This window comes from Pontibacter aydingkolensis, assembly GCF_019443125.1.
Classification (GTDB): Bacteria; Bacteroidota; Bacteroidia; order Cytophagales; family Hymenobacteraceae; genus Pontibacter; species Pontibacter aydingkolensis.
The window spans coordinates 30,255-45,529 of record NZ_JAHYXK010000002.1; the positions used below are offsets into that span (position 1 = coordinate 30,255).

Consider the following 15,275-nt stretch of genomic DNA (forward strand, 5'->3'; position numbering starts at 1 on the left):
GCTAGTTAAATTGCTGCATTGTTGAATGGTTAAATTGTTATTGGTGGTCGGTTATTCGTTGTTAGTTGATCGGTAATTGATTCCGTGAATGTAGAGACGTAATATTTTACGTCTTGTCAGCTACAAGGCAGCGCATCCAAAATGCTCCGGGCAGGCCAAACTAATACTTTGCAGTCTCAAAGTATAAAGTACGGCTCACAAAAGTCTGAAAACTTCCCATCATAGCAAGTCACAAGTCACCGCTGCGCTAAAGACTTGCGCCAGAAATTTTAACCATTCAACAATTTAGCCATTCAACAATTTAACAATCAACAATCAAAACCATGCAAATAATAGAGCCCTCTACTCCGAAGCAGTTTGAAAAGTATTACCGCCTGCGCTACCTGACGCTGCGACAGCCCTGGGGCCAACCCGAAGGCAGCGAACACGCCGACGACGATGCCACCGCCATACATGCCATGCTGATAAACGATGTAGGAGAAGCCCTGGGTGTTTGCCGCATGCACCTGGCCACACCGCATGAAGCACAAATCCGGTTTATGGGCATACGCCACGATATGCAGGGGAAAAAACTGGGCGACCAACTGCTACATTACCAGGAAGAACGCGCCCGAGAACTGGGCGCCACGCGCATGATGTTGCACGCCCGAGAAAATGCCGTAAACTTTTACCGCCGCAATGGGTATGAGATAGAAGAAAAATCGTACCTGCTGTTCGGCACTATACAACACTATAAAATGGCCAGGCAGCTCTAACACCACCGCCACGGCTATGAAGAAAAATACCAGGTTTATACTTACCGCAGGCGCTTTGATCGCAGCTACCATACTTGTAAGCAGCTGCAGTAAAAACTATCCTCCACTAGAAACCGTGCCAAGCGTAGACCTGAACAAGTATACCGGCCGATGGTATGAGATTGCCTCGCTGCCGCAACGCTTTACAAAGGGCTGCCATTGCGTGTATGCCGAGTATACTTTAAATCCTTCAGGCTATGTAGAGGTGTACAATTACTGCCGCAAAGGCGGGACAAACGGCGAGGTGAAAGACATCAGCGGCAAGGCTTTCCCGGTGGAGGGCAGCGACAACAGCAGGTTAAAAGTACAGTTCTTCTGGCCCTTTAAAGGCGACTACTGGATACTGGAACTAGACCCCGAGTATAAGCATGTGCTTGTAGGCTCCCCGGACCGCGAAAGCCTCTGGATACTTTCACGTACTCCTGCCCTGGATGACGCCGTTTATAACCTGATGGTACAGCAAGCTAAGAGCAAAGGCTTCCCCGTGGAACAGCTGGAGAAAATGGATCAGAGTTGCTATAAGTAGGCGGTTTTAAACTTTGCCTGCTGCATAGCTGCTAGCCGTTGCTAGCCGTGTATAAACGGGTATACTCGAGTAAAAACACGACTATAGATATTTTGACTGTTTGATGAATGGCATCTTTATGAGTACATCAACGACATAACACCATTGCCCACTTATTCAACACGCTTGCTTTTAGGCAATTACACATCGTTTAGCTTAGTAAAGCATAGGATTTGGCAGATAGATACTTTAATATTATCTTGTATTGTGTAAGCCCTATATGGTTACTTGTAAAAGCAGTTTTTAACCTGTACAATAACACATCCACATATAGGGCCAATAACCGGAACAACTCCTTATACACTCTAGTTGAGTGAAATAAATAATATATGAATAGAAAGTACTCCCTGTCTACACTTCTCATTCTAATTTGCCTTTCCTGCACCTCAAAGAAAGAATCAGGAGTTGGGGTTTCTCAAGCTTACTCAGATGAAAGGCCAGCGACAATAGATGAAAAACAGCAAAATTCAGTTAAGAATATCCGACGAGAGTATTGGCCACTTGACCACGACGTTTTTAAAGAAGATACGACTATCCACCTACAGGAGGAATATTTAATTAAAACCTACAACTATAGTTTAAATGACAGTGCAGTAATCCATACGGCCATCGACGATATGGGTGAATTTTTTGTACATAGCCATAACAGAGTAGCCGAAGTTACAATACTTCAGAATCAGAAGCCCTTTATAAAATCTACTCTGACTAAAGATATATTCGATAAAAACACTGAACTCCAACTTTCAGGAACATCTTTCCAGAAATTTGAAAATGGAGAATTTGTCTTTAGAGTAGATGCATGTATTCCTGACACAGATGTTTGCGATGCGGCAGAAGTGGCAGTAGATAAAAAAGGAAAAGTCAGGGTAATTAAATACCTTATAGATGAATCAGAAGAATAAAATTACTTCACTCAACAGTGTATAAACGCCAGCATCGGCCGACGGCCTTCGCCGTCGTTTATACTAACCGTTAGCTGGTATAGGTAACTAAGGAAATGATACTCAGTAGCAATACAAAGAGTCTAATATATAGTGTAAAGAAACAAGTTAGTTACATACACTAATGCTAGGTAACTCGAACAATATTTTATAAAATAAGTACAATATATTGTTCGAGTTATTTAAAGATAATTAGATGATTTCACAACTATCCACCATCAACAGACTAGATCCGGGTGTTCACGTCCGCCCGCTTCAAGAAAGCGAACTGCCTGCTGCAGATAATATTATGCGTCTGGCATTCGGGACCTTCTTAGGGTTACCAGATCCCACTGCTTTTATGGGTGATGCAGGTTTCGTACATACCCGCTGGAAGGCCAATCCTGATTCAGCTTTTGGCGCAGAAGCTAATGGTGAATTAGTAGGTTCCAACTTTGTCAGCAACTGGGGAAGCGTTGGTTTTTTTGGCCCTCTTACTGTTCATCCTGAACGCTGGAATCATGGTATAGCCAAGCTCCTTATGGAGCCTATTATGGAATGCTTTGCCAAATGGGGTACGAAGCATGCTGGTCTTTTTACTTTTGCGCAAAGTGCAAAGCATGTTAGTCTTTATCAGAAATACGGCTTCTGGCCACGATTCCTTACAGCCATTATGTCTAAACCGGTTGAACAGGTAAATAATGAATTTCAATCGACAAGGTTTTCAGGGGTTCCGGAAGACGAAAAGGAAGCTACGCTTCTAGTTTGCAGGCAACTGACGGATTCAGTATATGAGGAGCTAGACATAAGCCGGGAAATTCAATCTGTGGCCTCACAAGGGCTTGGAGACACTGTGCTTCTGTGGGAGAATGGAAAGTTATTGGGACTGGCGGTGTGCCATTGTGGGCCAGGAACAGAAGCGGGAAGTAATACCTGTTATATCAAGTTTGGAGTAGTACATTCAGGAACAAGTGCCGAGTCAGACTTTGGAAGCTTACTGAAAGCCTGTGAAAGAATGGCTGCTGAAAAGGGACTGCAAAAAGTGGTTGCAGGTGTCAACACAGCCAGATATGAAGCGTACAGGCATATGCTCAATAGCGGCTTTCGTACAGAACTTCAGGGGGTAGCCATGGAGCGGCCTAATGAGCCGGGATATAATAGAGCTGGCATCTATTTGGTGGATGATTGGCGGTAATTATTTACCATCAAGTGAATACTTTACACAGCTAACCACAGCTTTACTGTAGCTACGCCACAGCAAAGCCCAGTCCGTTAGAAAATATTAAGAATAAAAATCCAGAGATAAAGTTACCATTTTGGTAACTTTATTTATTATATTTGAGTTTATATTTTAAGAAGTGAGAGTAATAGCAAAACGGACGCTGCGGGATTTTTGGGAAAAACATGCCGATACTGAGCAGCAGCTAAAAGCCTGGTACAACGAGGCGGAGCAGGCTGACTGGAAGTCTCCAAACGATATAAAGAAAAACTACCCCTCATCAAGCATATTGGAGGACAACAGGGTGGTCTTCAACATTAAAGGGAATAACTACAGGTTAATCGTTAGAATCAACAACAAGTATGGTGTTGTCTGGATACGGTTTATTGGGACGCATGCTGAATATGACAAGGTTGACGCTACTAAAATTTAAAGAAAGAAAAAATGAATGTTAAGCTGATAAAAACTGAAGAAGACTACCAATTAGCTCTTCAAAGGCTGGAAAATATATTTGACGCGGAGCCAGACACACAGGAGGGCGATGAACTGGAGGTGCTTTCATTCCTGATTGACTCCTACGAAAAGGAGCATTTCCCAATTGAAGCACCGGACCCGATTGAAGCAGTAAAGTTCAGAATGGAGCAACTTGGAATGAAGCAGAAAGACTTAACCGAGGTGCTGGGTTTCAAGAGCAGGGTAAGCGAAGTGTTGAACAGAAAAAGAAAGCTTACACTAGAGATGATAAGGAGTTTGCATAAGACCTTGAACATCCCGACCAACGTGCTCATTCAGGAATACTAAAAGAAAAACAGCCTTTCTAACACTTTATATACAAATCCCTTGCTACGCTGCAAGCTGTGCATATACTAAACGTTAGTATTTATTGTGAGTTAGAAGGAACAAATAAGTATAAAGAATCCGTGTCATAGTACTTGGGCCTCATCAGAAACACAAATCAATGAAACTATACCTGCTCACACTTATCCTGCTGGCTTCTATCAGTAGCAACCTGTTTGCCCAGCAAACCAGCAATGTGACTGGCACCTGGAACGGCTCACTAAACATAGGCGGCGCAAAGCTTAGGCTGGTCTTCCACATCAGCACTACCCCAGAGGGCAACCTTACCGCCACCATGGACAGCCCCGACCAGGGCGCTAAAGGCATACCTGTGACCTCGGTAAGGTTGGCACAGGATAGCTTATTTCTGGACATTAAAGCGATTGGCGGCTCGTATACAGGCAAAGTAACCAGCCCCGAGACCATTGACGGGCACCTGCAACAAGGTGGCCAGCGCATGCACATACCCCTTATAAAAGGCGAGGCCGAAGTTGCCAAACGTCCGCAAATGCCTGTAAAGCCCTACCCTTACCAGGAAACTGAAGTAACCATCGAAAATAAAACGGCAGGCATAAAACTGGTAGGCACGCTTACCCTGCCACATAATAAAGCCAATGTGCCGGCAGTTATACTTGTTACCGGTTCCGGCCCACAAGACCGCGACCAAACCATTATGGGGCACAAGCCATTCCTGGTGCTGGCCGACTACCTTACCCGACAGGGAATTGCCGTGCTGCGCTTAGATGACCGTGGAGTTGGTAAATCAGGTGGTAACTTTGCCACAGCCACCACCGAAGACTTCGCTACAGATGCCGAAGCAGCTTATACTTACCTGAAAAGCTTTAAAGGCGTTAATGCTAAAAAGATTGGTTTGGTCGGGCACAGCGAAGGTGCACTGGTAGCAGCTAAAGTAGCCGCAAAACACCCTGATGTGGCTTTTGTAGTGCTGATGGCCGGAAACGCCGTACCCGGCACGGAGCTACTGGTGGCGCAGAACGAGGCCCTGTTAAAAATGGCAGGCGTGCCAAACGAACAGCTAAAGAAATACCTACAGTTGCGCAAAGCACAGTTTGAAATTGCCGCTACCGAAGCCGATGTGTTTCAAGCCGCAGAAAGTATAAAAAAGCTGGAGCAGGATACAAAGGCAAATCTAACCGAACAGGAACAAAAGCAGCTCGGCCTTACGCCGCAAAGCGAACAAGCCGTAATTGCACAGATCAGCACGCCCTGGTACCGCCATTTTCTTGCTTATAACCCTGCCCCTACTTTACAGAAACTAAAAATGCCAGTGTTGGCGCTTAACGGCACCAAAGATGTGCAGGTGCCCTACCAGCAAAACCTGCCCGCCACCGAAAAAGCTCTGAAAGCAGCAGGCAACAAAAAGTATACGATAAAGGAAATGCCCGGCCTGAATCACCTTTTCCAGACAGCCAACACCGGAGGCCCTGCAGAGTATGGTCAACTAGAGGAAACGCTTGCCCCCGCTGCCCTGGAAACGATGGGTAACTGGATAAAGGACGTTGTGAAGTAAGCTAACTCGTTTTGAGAATTACGTTTTTAAGCTGGATACCCTATTTTTGGTATCCACCACAAAACCTTTTAACTTAACATTTCCAAGAGTTGTTAAAGGTCGCCAATTTCTGTTATATGCGCAGCCGGAACTATTAGAGCATCAAAACAAAATTTAATCTATAAATAAATCAACTTAGTACAGGAAACAAAAGTATAAGTACTACTGTTACTATAGCTACTTCACTATAAACCCCCTTTGCCTTATGAAAATATTTTCCCGCCTTTTATTGCCTGTTGCTGTGCTAGGTTTTGTTGCCTGTTCTGAAAAAGAGCAAAAAACAAATAACACGCCTGCCGCTACAACAACGGCTCCTTTTAATACCACAGCTACACCGGCTGCCGGCACAACAAATGGCGCTACTGCTGCTTTAAATCCAGAACATGGCCAGCCAAACCACCGCTGCGACATTCCGGTTGGAGCACCTTTAAACACACCAGTGCAGCCTAAGCTAAACGCGCCAACGCCAACAACTACCATTACACCGCCAATGCCGCAACCACAAATGCAGCAAAGCACAGGAACGGTAGCAGCTGGCACTAATCCGCCGCACGGCCAGCCTGGCCACGATTGCGCTAAACCGGTTGGAGCACCGCTTTAGGCATCCAGTTTTCCAGAATATAACAGCACTTCACCAGTAAAACCTGGCGTAGGCCTTTGCGTGCCTTGCGGTACAATAAAACTGCAAAGTACGCAAAGGCCTACGCGATGTGCACCATGTGTTATACCATGTCCACAACAGCAAAAGCACTTTACTCCTGTAAAGTATAATCCAGCGGCAGCATATCGCCTAACTTTTCAAAACCCCAGTAGCCTTCGAAAAGCACACCCAGCGGCTCGTAGATACTACCGTTTTTATTCAGCAGCGCATAGTTTGCCTTAAGCGACAGTACAGAGGTCTGGTAACCTGGTTTTGGTGGGTTAAAAGGCTTTAGTTGCTGCACATAGGCCATCTCTTCTTTTTCGCCGGTAAACACTACCTGCATAAAATGATCGAACTGCATTTTAACCTCATCGCCGGTAAAAGTTAAGTAGTCTGTGTAAGGTACCGGCCTGCTATCCAGCTGTTGTATAAGTTTGGGCAACCTGGCCCGGGCAAGTATAGCTCCATAGCCTTTATTCAGATTGAGAGTACTGCTCTCTTCGCGCAATTGTGCCCTGGCGGTGGCAATTTCTTCGTCGGTGGGCCTGTCGGGGTTTGGCAAACGGTAAAGCCTGCGCAGGTTAAAGCCCTGCTCCTCCAGCTGCTTCTGCCGTAGTGCCCGTACAAAGTGCATGACAGAACCCTGGTAAGCGCGGTTCCGGTTTCGGCTCCAGCGGCGTTGCTTGCTTTTCCCGCCTTTCATCAAAGTATACTTTGGGTAACCCAGAAACACCATATAACCATCCCGCATGTAAAACTTAAAATCGGTTAGCAGGTACTCAATTTTATAGCCCAGCGCCGGGTTCTCTATTTTTAGCGGCTCATCAGACTTTACCTCCAACAGCGCCGTTTTCGGATCGAAGGTAATGGTGAGTACCTCTGGGTTTAGCAGCTTGCATTGCCTGCCAAATTCACTCTTGCCTAAAAAATTCTGCTTAAAGGTTTCGAGGTTCTGGTACCACTCCGGGTCGCGGGTGCCTTTTACAACTACCTCGGCTAGTTTATGCTCTTTTTGAGTTAGCTTAAAAAGTATGGATTTTGGCAACTCATCGGTGTTTACCTGGTAAATTAGAGGTTCGTATCCCAGGTACGACACAATAATCTCGTAGCGGCCACCCGGCACGGCCAGTGCAAACTCGCCTTTCGTATTAGTTGTAGCGCCTATGGTAGTAGTATTTACATAAACTGATACAAATTCGATAGGCTCGTCGGTATGCTCATCCACCACACGGCCTTGTATTTTGTGTTGCGCCAGCACTGGCAATGTAACAAGGCAGCATAGCAGCAAAAGTATAAGTTGTTTCATGCAGATGCAGGTGTTTTCTTAAAAATGACTAAAATTTATGAGTTACCTGCTAACTTTAACTTTCTTTAACATTTATCTGCAAACAAACTTACATGAGCTACGCCGATTCGCTGCCCAACTGGGCTATCTGGCTCTGCAGGCGGTTTCATATGCTGTGCCTGGCATTGGTTATTACCTTTTGCTTTGATCTTTTTTTGCTGCCCCGCATTGATAGCGTTGAAAAAATCGAAAGCCGCAGAAAAGTATACCACACTTCCTATAACAGATACTCCGGCAAATCTCACACTCTAAAGCTGGACAACGAGTATTTATACTCTGCTAACTTTATGCTCCCGTTTAACAAGTATCAGGACTTTGAGTACTGGAAAGCTGATTCAGCCCGTTTTATTGCAACGCCTCTATTCAGAACAGTTGTAAAAGGCTACATGGTCTTGGACAAAAAGCAATATGAGTTAAAGAGAGGGCCGGGCATCTTTACAGAGTTCATGTTCATTCCGATCGGCTTCGTGCTGGTAGCGGTGTTTGGGTTAATGATGTGGCAAAACAAAGAACAATTGCTGAATGCTGCCGTCTTTAATGCCCTGGTGCTTTACCTTTTGCTCTGGATAATGGGGTATGCATAAGCTTATACTTTAAGCCTTATACTTATCCCCGCTTTTCCTGCACCCGCTTTACCATGTTGCGCACAAATTTTCGGGGCATAAGCTGTGCGGTAAGGGCAGTAAGCTTATTCTGAATTCCCGGAATCACAACTACTTCGCCGGCCATCATTCCTTCGTATCCTGCTTTGGCCACACTTTGGGCATCTGCTATAAACTGTTTGCTGAAAAGGCCGGAGCCGTGCAGGTTCGCTTCTTCCTGAAAGTTGGTTTCTGTAGGGCCGGGGCAAAGGGCTGTTACGGTTATATTTTCCTGTTCTAACTCGGTGGCAAGCGCTTCCGAAAAAGACTGCACATAGGCTTTGGTAGCATAGTAAACAGCCATCAGCGGCCCTGCAGGCGGAAAAGCAGCCGTAGACGAAACATTAAGTATTTTGGCAGATCTGCCCGCGCCTAACTGGTTTAAAAACAGCTTGCACAAGTGCGTTAAGGCAACAATGTTGAGTTGTATCATGTCGAGCTCTTTTTGCAGCGCCGTTTCTTTAAAGTAGCCATAGTTGCCAAAGCCGGCATTGTTAACCAGCGCATCTACCTGTATACCTTCATTGTGCAGTTGCTCAAATAATCTGTCGGGCGCATCAGGTTGGGTTAGGTCGAAGGCAATAACTTTGGTTTGAGTGCCATACTTTAGGGCATACTGCACGGCCAGGCTGTTCAGCTTTTCTTCGGAGCGGGCCACCAATACAAGGCTATGTCCCTGCGCAGCAAAAATATCAGCCAGTTCTTTACCAATGCCTGCCGAGGCACCCGTAATCAATACATTATACTTTATGTTTGTCGTGTATGTCATAATTAGTGATTTATACTTTCTGTTTAGTAGCAACAAGTAAACTGGTTTACTGTTTGCGCATTTCCTGTTGCCGCATTGGCATTTGGTCAATCAAAGTATAAATTGTATCGAGGGGCACAGCATTGGCGCTCCTGTACTTTTCAGTGCCGTCTTTGCCCAACAGCAATATAGTAAATGCATCAGGCGCAACCCCGAACTGCTCACGCAGTTGCTTTCCGTGCTCTTCTGTTTGCACCTCACCATTTATCCGAAGTATAGTTTCGCCTTCTACATCTATTAATACCATATCCCGTTCGGGCAGCCCTTTGGCATTTTTACTGATGTTTGTTTTCTGTTTTGTGTATTCTTCGTTTTCTGCATCAGGGGTAAACAATAACAGTACCCTGTTCTCCCATTTAAAGTTATTCAGATCCATTTGTTTTGGTTTATTTTGAAGCCATGCTGCCGGCAAAAGCATGCATGCTGTTAAAAATATGGTATAAACATATAACATATTACCGCATACGGTAAGTCATACCTTGCTGGCTAACTTGCTTATTTATAGGTGCTGTTTACACTTGAAATTTCTGCTGTTCACGAAGCAAATATCGAATATTAAGATTTCTATATACTTATTACCCAATCTTATTTATACCTTTGCGCCCTGTTACGAGAAATCATCTATTTATATAAAACTATGAAGATTAATTATTACCAAAAGCACTTGCTTGGCCTGGTGCTGTTGTTGCTGTGCTATACTACCAATGCACAAGACCTCTCCCAAACTATTCGCGGCCGCATTGTAGATAAAGAATCACAAGAGCCATTAATTGGTGCTACAGTAGCCATTATTACCACTAATCCTCCTATTGGAGCTTCCACAGATGTATCTGGTAATTTCAGACTGGACAAAGTTCCTGTTGGCCGCCATACTTTACGCGTGAGCTATGTAGGTTACGAAGAGCAGGTGATGCCTGAACTTTTATTGGGCTCTGGTAAAGAACTTGTTCTTACGATTGGTCTGAGTGAATCTTTTAAAACGCTGAAAGAAGTTGTGATCAGTGCTGAAGAGCAGAGCAAAGGCAACCCGCTGAACGAAATGGCCATGATCAGTTCCCGTTCCATAGCTGTAGAGGAGACAAAGCGCTATGCCGCAAGTATAAACGACCCTGCCCGTGCTGCCCAGAACTTTGCCGGTGTGGGTACTTCTGATGATCAGAGCAACGAGATTGTGGTACGCGGCAACTCCCCAAGAGGAGTACTATGGCGAATTGAAGGGATTGAAGTACCTAACCCAAGCCACTTTGCAGAAGAAGGTGCGGCAGGCGGAGCCATCAGTATTCTAAGCGTTAACATGCTCGAGAACTCTGACTTCTACACCGGAGCTTTCCCGGCAGAGTATGGTAATGCGCTCTCCGGCATCTTTGATATCAGACTACGAAACGGTAACAACGAGAAGCGTGAGTACGCTTTTCAGGCAGGCTTGCTTGGTGTGGATTTTGCCGCCGAAGGTCCTTTAAAACAAGGCTCAAAGGCTTCTTACCTGGCCAACTACCGCTATTCGACGCTTGCCATGCTAAATAAAATAGGTATAAAGATCACGGGTGATGCCTCGCCGGTTTTCCAGGACTTCTCTTACAAGTTACATCTCCCAACTGAGAAGGCAGGCATATTCTCCTTCTGGGGAATTGGCGGGCTAAGTGAGCAGGTTATGGAAGCCTCCCGCAACGTAGAGGAATGGGAAAATCACTGGGACAGGTTCGACCAAAGTTTTAAAGGAAACATGGGTGCCGCCGGTGTATCACACATGCTTTTCCTGGATAAGGAAGACTACCTGTCAACTTCATTTGCCGTATCAGGAAGCAGTAATAAAATTGCTGTAGACTCCCTATCGACAGACCTTAGCTCCTCTCCGTTTTATCATCAGCGCTTTCAGTACAATACTGCACGTCTTTCCAGCATGTACAACCGCAAGATCAACAACCATCATACTTTCAGAGCTGGTTTGATCCTGAGCCGCCTGGGCTATGATGCTTTTGCAGAAGGCCCTGATGAGAATGATGAGCAGGAGCGTTTAATAGAACAGCAAGGAAATACTTACCTGGCACAAAGCTACGCCCAGTGGAAATACCGCCTGTCAGAGCAGCTAACACTTAACACCGGATTACACGCCCTGTACCTTGGTCTTAATGGGAATACAAGCTTAGAGCCGCGACTTGGCCTGAAATGGCAGGTAAATGCTGCCCGCTCCTTTAGTGCTGGTTTCGGATTACATAGCAGGCATGAGGCTATGTCTACTTATTTTGCACAGCAGCGCCTGCAGGATGACTCTTTCACTCAACCTAACAAAGGCCTTGGCTTTACCCGCGCTGCACATTACGTACTTGGCTACGACCAAATGTTGCGTGAGGACCTGCGTCTGAAAGTAGAAACATACTACCAGCACCTTTACAACATTCCGGTTGGGGCCGGGCTTGGAAGCACTTTGTCTACCCTTAACCATGAAGATGGTTTTGTTACAGACAGTTTAGTAAACACAGGCACCGGCCGTAACTACGGTTTGGAGATGACACTGGAGAAATTCTTTACCAACAACTATTACTTCCTGCTTACCACCTCCCTGTACGACTCCAGGTATACAGCCGCAGATGGAATAGAACGCGATACGCGCTTCAATGGGAATTACATTGTAAACTTTTTAGCAGGCAAAGAATTCAAGGTAGGGCAAAACAAGCAGAACCTGATCGGTACAAGCTTTAAGCTAGTATCGGCAGGCGGCAACCGCTACACACCTATCGACCTGGAAAAATCGAGAGAAACAGGCAACGAACAGCTGCAGGGAGACAGGCGTAATACAATCCAGGCAACAGATTATTTCAGGTCGGATATCCGGGTAAGCTACCGGAAAAATAAGCCAAAGGCATCCTACATCATTTCTCTGGATATACAGAACATCACAAATCGCCTGAACGTGCGCGGCATCCACTATGATCGCACCAAAGAAGAGATAGTTACAATTTATCAGAACGGACTCATTCCGGTGTTAAACTATAGGATAGAGTTCTAAAATTCAGCACTTAAAGTATAGCAACGGCAGGCCACAAACCTGCCGTTTTGCGTTTAGCCCGAAAAAGTGCATTTTCGTTACTATACTTAAGCTAAGTCTATCCTATGCGCTACCGTTTTATACTTCCCGCTTTTTTAGCCGGGCTTACATTGTTAACAGGCTGCAGTTCCGATAAACAAACTGAGACAGACACGCCGGAATCAGCAGACACAACCACAACGGCTCAGCCTGCTCCAGCTGGCGACAATGAAGTTAGTTACGAAGAGCAGATACTGGACCGTGGCATGCGCTTTAACATACGCACTACCGGCACTGGCTCGCAGCGCAGCCTTTCTATAACCGTGGAGCGCGAAGGGCAACCTACTACCCGAATTGATGAGGCCATAGAAGGCACCGTAACCCAAAGCGTAGTTACCGACCTCAACGACAATACCAAGCCCGAACTGCTGGTGTTTGTGAGCGGCAGCGGCACCGGAAGCTATGGCAAAGTATACGGCTACGAGTTTGAGCGTGAATACTGGGGTGAACTTACTATGCCGCCCCTTACCCCGCAACTGGAAAAAGACTACATGGGCCACGATGAATTTAAAGTAGTGAATGACCGCCTGGTGCGTACCTTCCCCATTTACCTCGAAACCGACCCCAACTGTTGCCCTACAGGCGGCACCCGTACCATTATCTATACTTTGGATAACGCTTTGAATTTACTGGTGGAGAAGGTGGAGTAGTTGTTGATTGCTTTCGTAGTACCTGGTCCAACCACCCCTGCTGTAATACCTCACCCCAGCCCTCTCCTAAAAACAGGAGAGGGAGCTTATACTTATTGCTTCTTCTATCAACATAATAGTTTAAGCCATTCCTCTTTGTCATCTTGTAAAGATCTTGGTAGAAGGGAGGTTAAGCAATAACTACAAAGTATAGGGGTAAGCAGTAGCAACATCAGAAGATTCCCCTCTTGAGAGTAGGGCCGTTTCATTCTGGAAAATACTATACTTATGGCGCGAGCGTCCTCGCTCGTGACCAGATATAGTTGGGCCTCTGGCCCAGTTGAGTTGCAAACTCAACACCATTGTAAGCCACAAGTTGAAAACTTGCGGCAGATGTATAGAGAATGAAACGACCCTACTCTTGAGAGGGGTTGGGGTGTGTTTTTATACTTTGCTGGCTTTCAAAAGAAACCTATCAGGGAAGTAGAATGGGTAAGAAAATGCTTCCCTCCTTGGTTAAGTCTCAGATCCTGGACTTGTTTCGGGAGAGGAGTGGTTGGTCACGGAGCTGTGTAGGAACAATTAACAACAAGTATATCTTCCCTTATGCTGCTCCATTAATCTGAGAAAAGCGTAAATTGACTTATTAAGCCCACCAATTATACTTTATACTTTTATGTCAGAAGAAGAACTTGAACTGCTGCGCTACCCCCTCGGGAAGTACGACCCGGCTAAATACGGAACTGATCAGCACCAGGTGGAGCAGCATATACTGGCCATTGCCCAGCTGCCAGGCAAAGTACGCAACGCTGTAAAGGACCTCACACCGGAACAGCTGGATACCCCCTACCGCCCCGAGGGCTGGACACTCAGGCAACTGATTCATCATATCCCCGACAGCCATATGAACGGTTACATCAGGCAAAAGCTTGCCCTCACCGAGGACGTGCCCACTATCCGTACATACCACGAGGCAGAGTGGGCCATGCTACCCGATAGCTCCCTGGCCAACCCGGAAATTTCGCTTACTTTGCTGGAAGCCCTTCACCAGCGCTGGGTGGTATTGCTTAAATGCCTTACGCCAGAGCAATTAAACCGCAGGCTGATACACCCTGAAACAGGTGAGTGCACGATACAGCAACACATCGGGCTTTATGCCTGGCACGGTGAGCACCACCTGGCTCATATTACAGGGTTGACTATACGTGAGGGCTGGGCAAAAGAGGCACCCAGTTTAAGTATAAATACACCTGCTGAAACCAGTTAAATATAATTCAGGCTCCCACTATAGCTTTAACTGCTTTATCTGGCGGAGTAGGCAGTTGGCCAAAGCGCTGTTCATACTTACTGCTGTCAAATATATAATCGCGGTCGTATTGGTAGAGCATTTCTTTGAACTCACGCATAATGGGCATAAACAGGCCCAGTACAGGCACCATCCACTTTGGCAGCACCATTAGCTTTGGCTCTGTGCGTAGCTCCTTGGCAAACAGGCTTACCCAGTCTTTAGCGGTGAGGCGGGCACTACTAGTTGGTATGTGCCATACCTGGTTGTAAGCCTCGGGGGTGTTACCCAGCAGCGCCGTTGCTTTGGCAGCGTCCGGGGTATAAGTAAAAGTATGTGCTTTAGAGGCATCAGCAAACCACATGGCTTTTTTACCTTTCTTTAAGTTTTCGTACACGGCCGAGTAAAGCAGGCTGTTTTTAGTTGGTCCGATAAAGTCGGCGGATCGGGCAATTAAAGCCTCCAGTTTTCCTGCTTTCACCTCTTCTAACAGCATGTTAGCTATCTGTTCCCGTACTTTGCCCTTCTTGCTGATAGGGTTGACGGGTGTTTCTTCTGTCATGTGGTGCAGGTGGTCCGGATCGTACATGTACATGTTATCAAAGAACACCAGTTTTGCTTTGTGCGCGATGCAGGCATTAAGCACATTACGCATAAGCTGTGGCCACTCTTTCTCCCATACGTTGGCCTTATACTCCAGCCCTGCCACCAGGTACACCACTTCTGAGCCTTCTACTGCGCTGTATACCTGCTCTGCATTGGCCAGGTCGGCAGTAAAGAGTTCGTCTGTCGGGTTCACTTTTTCTGGCTTGCGGCTTACCAACCTGATCTTATCGGTATAATTTGGAAGCTCTTTGGCAAGCTCAACACCAATAGCTCCGCCTGCGCCTAGTATGGTTTGCATGTGTTTTATTTGTGATTAGATAACATGTAT

16 protein-coding genes are annotated in these 15,275 nt (G+C 46.0%); 12 read left to right on the plus strand and 4 right to left on the minus strand.

Features of this window, described 5'->3' with window-relative positions:
* Window positions 1–323 precede the first annotated feature (323 nt).
* The 8 genes from K0O23_RS02420 to K0O23_RS02455 all read left to right on the plus strand — a co-directional run bounded on the left by K0O23_RS02420 (window position 324) and on the right by K0O23_RS02455 (window position 6,506).
* On the plus strand, window positions 324–755 hold the full coding sequence (locus K0O23_RS02420) for a GNAT family N-acetyltransferase (RefSeq protein WP_219875802.1): 432 nt from the start codon (window positions 324–326) through the stop codon (window positions 753–755).
* A 16-nt stretch (window positions 756–771) separates the two neighbouring features.
* Window positions 772–1,320, plus strand: coding sequence for a lipocalin family protein (locus K0O23_RS02425; protein ID WP_219875803.1), 549 nt, complete (start codon window positions 772–774; stop codon window positions 1,318–1,320).
* A gap of 368 nt (window positions 1,321–1,688) precedes the next feature.
* Window positions 1,689–2,261, plus strand: a complete 573-nt coding sequence (locus tag K0O23_RS02430; RefSeq protein WP_219875804.1) for a DUF4738 domain-containing protein — start codon at window positions 1,689–1,691, stop codon at window positions 2,259–2,261.
* A 235-nt stretch (window positions 2,262–2,496) separates the two neighbouring features.
* Window positions 2,497–3,474 (plus strand): GNAT family N-acetyltransferase, encoded by a 978-nt coding sequence (locus tag K0O23_RS02435; protein ID WP_219875805.1) that lies wholly within the window; start codon window positions 2,497–2,499, stop codon window positions 3,472–3,474.
* A gap of 163 nt (window positions 3,475–3,637) precedes the next feature.
* Window positions 3,638–3,931 carry a type II toxin-antitoxin system HigB family toxin gene (locus tag K0O23_RS02440; protein ID WP_219875806.1) on the plus strand — a complete coding sequence of 98 codons (294 nt, stop codon included), beginning with the start codon at window positions 3,638–3,640 and terminating at the stop codon, window positions 3,929–3,931.
* 11 nt (window positions 3,932–3,942) lie between these two features.
* Complete coding sequence (locus K0O23_RS02445; protein WP_219875807.1) at window positions 3,943–4,299, plus strand: helix-turn-helix domain-containing protein; 357 nt, start codon at window positions 3,943–3,945, stop codon at window positions 4,297–4,299.
* A 157-nt stretch (window positions 4,300–4,456) separates the two neighbouring features.
* A complete protein-coding gene (locus K0O23_RS02450) occupies window positions 4,457–5,866 on the plus strand; it encodes an alpha/beta hydrolase family protein (protein WP_219875808.1) in 1,410 nt (469 codons plus the stop codon).
* A gap of 244 nt (window positions 5,867–6,110) precedes the next feature.
* Window positions 6,111–6,506, plus strand: coding sequence for a hypothetical protein (locus K0O23_RS02455; protein WP_219875809.1), 396 nt, complete (start codon window positions 6,111–6,113; stop codon window positions 6,504–6,506).
* A gap of 151 nt (window positions 6,507–6,657) precedes the next feature.
* On the opposite strand, the gene K0O23_RS02460 is transcribed toward K0O23_RS02455, so the two are convergent.
* Window positions 6,658–7,854, minus strand: coding sequence for a carboxypeptidase-like regulatory domain-containing protein (locus K0O23_RS02460; RefSeq protein WP_219875810.1), 1,197 nt, complete (start codon window positions 7,852–7,854; stop codon window positions 6,658–6,660).
* Window positions 7,855–7,946: 92 nt separating this feature from the next.
* Here K0O23_RS02460 and K0O23_RS02465 point away from each other — a divergent pair, with 92 nt between their 5' ends.
* Window positions 7,947–8,477, plus strand: coding sequence for a hypothetical protein (locus tag K0O23_RS02465; RefSeq protein WP_219875811.1), 531 nt, complete (start codon window positions 7,947–7,949; stop codon window positions 8,475–8,477).
* 22 nt (window positions 8,478–8,499) lie between these two features.
* Here the strand turns inward: K0O23_RS02465 and K0O23_RS02470 are convergent, their stop codons facing one another.
* Both K0O23_RS02470 and K0O23_RS02475 read right to left on the minus strand, forming a co-directional pair.
* Window positions 8,500–9,303 carry an SDR family NAD(P)-dependent oxidoreductase gene (locus tag K0O23_RS02470; RefSeq protein WP_219875812.1) on the minus strand — a complete coding sequence of 268 codons (804 nt, stop codon included), beginning with the start codon at window positions 9,301–9,303 and terminating at the stop codon, window positions 8,500–8,502.
* Between the two features lie 46 nt (window positions 9,304–9,349).
* The gene (locus K0O23_RS02475; protein ID WP_219875813.1) at window positions 9,350–9,718 is read right to left on the minus strand and encodes a DUF4174 domain-containing protein; all 369 of its coding nucleotides are present in this window, start codon (window positions 9,716–9,718) and stop codon (window positions 9,350–9,352) included.
* A gap of 261 nt (window positions 9,719–9,979) precedes the next feature.
* On the opposite strand from K0O23_RS02475, the gene K0O23_RS02480 reads away from it, so the two are divergent.
* The 3 genes from K0O23_RS02480 (at window position 9,980) to K0O23_RS02490 (ending at window position 14,323) form a co-directional block, all read left to right on the plus strand.
* Window positions 9,980–12,349 carry a TonB-dependent receptor gene (locus K0O23_RS02480; protein WP_219875814.1) on the plus strand — a complete coding sequence of 790 codons (2,370 nt, stop codon included), beginning with the start codon at window positions 9,980–9,982 and terminating at the stop codon, window positions 12,347–12,349.
* Window positions 12,350–12,453: 104 nt separating this feature from the next.
* On the plus strand, window positions 12,454–13,077 hold the full coding sequence (locus K0O23_RS02485) for a hypothetical protein (protein WP_219875815.1): 624 nt from the start codon (window positions 12,454–12,456) through the stop codon (window positions 13,075–13,077).
* A 655-nt stretch (window positions 13,078–13,732) separates the two neighbouring features.
* Entirely contained in the window at window positions 13,733–14,323 is a 591-nt protein-coding gene (locus K0O23_RS02490; RefSeq protein ID WP_219875816.1) for a YfiT family bacillithiol transferase, read from the plus strand.
* 7 nt (window positions 14,324–14,330) lie between these two features.
* On the opposite strand, the gene K0O23_RS02495 is transcribed toward K0O23_RS02490, so the two are convergent.
* Window positions 14,331–15,245 carry an NAD-dependent epimerase/dehydratase family protein gene (locus K0O23_RS02495; RefSeq protein WP_219875817.1) on the minus strand — a complete coding sequence of 305 codons (915 nt, stop codon included), beginning with the start codon at window positions 15,243–15,245 and terminating at the stop codon, window positions 14,331–14,333.
* Window positions 15,246–15,275: the final 30 nt, after the last annotated feature.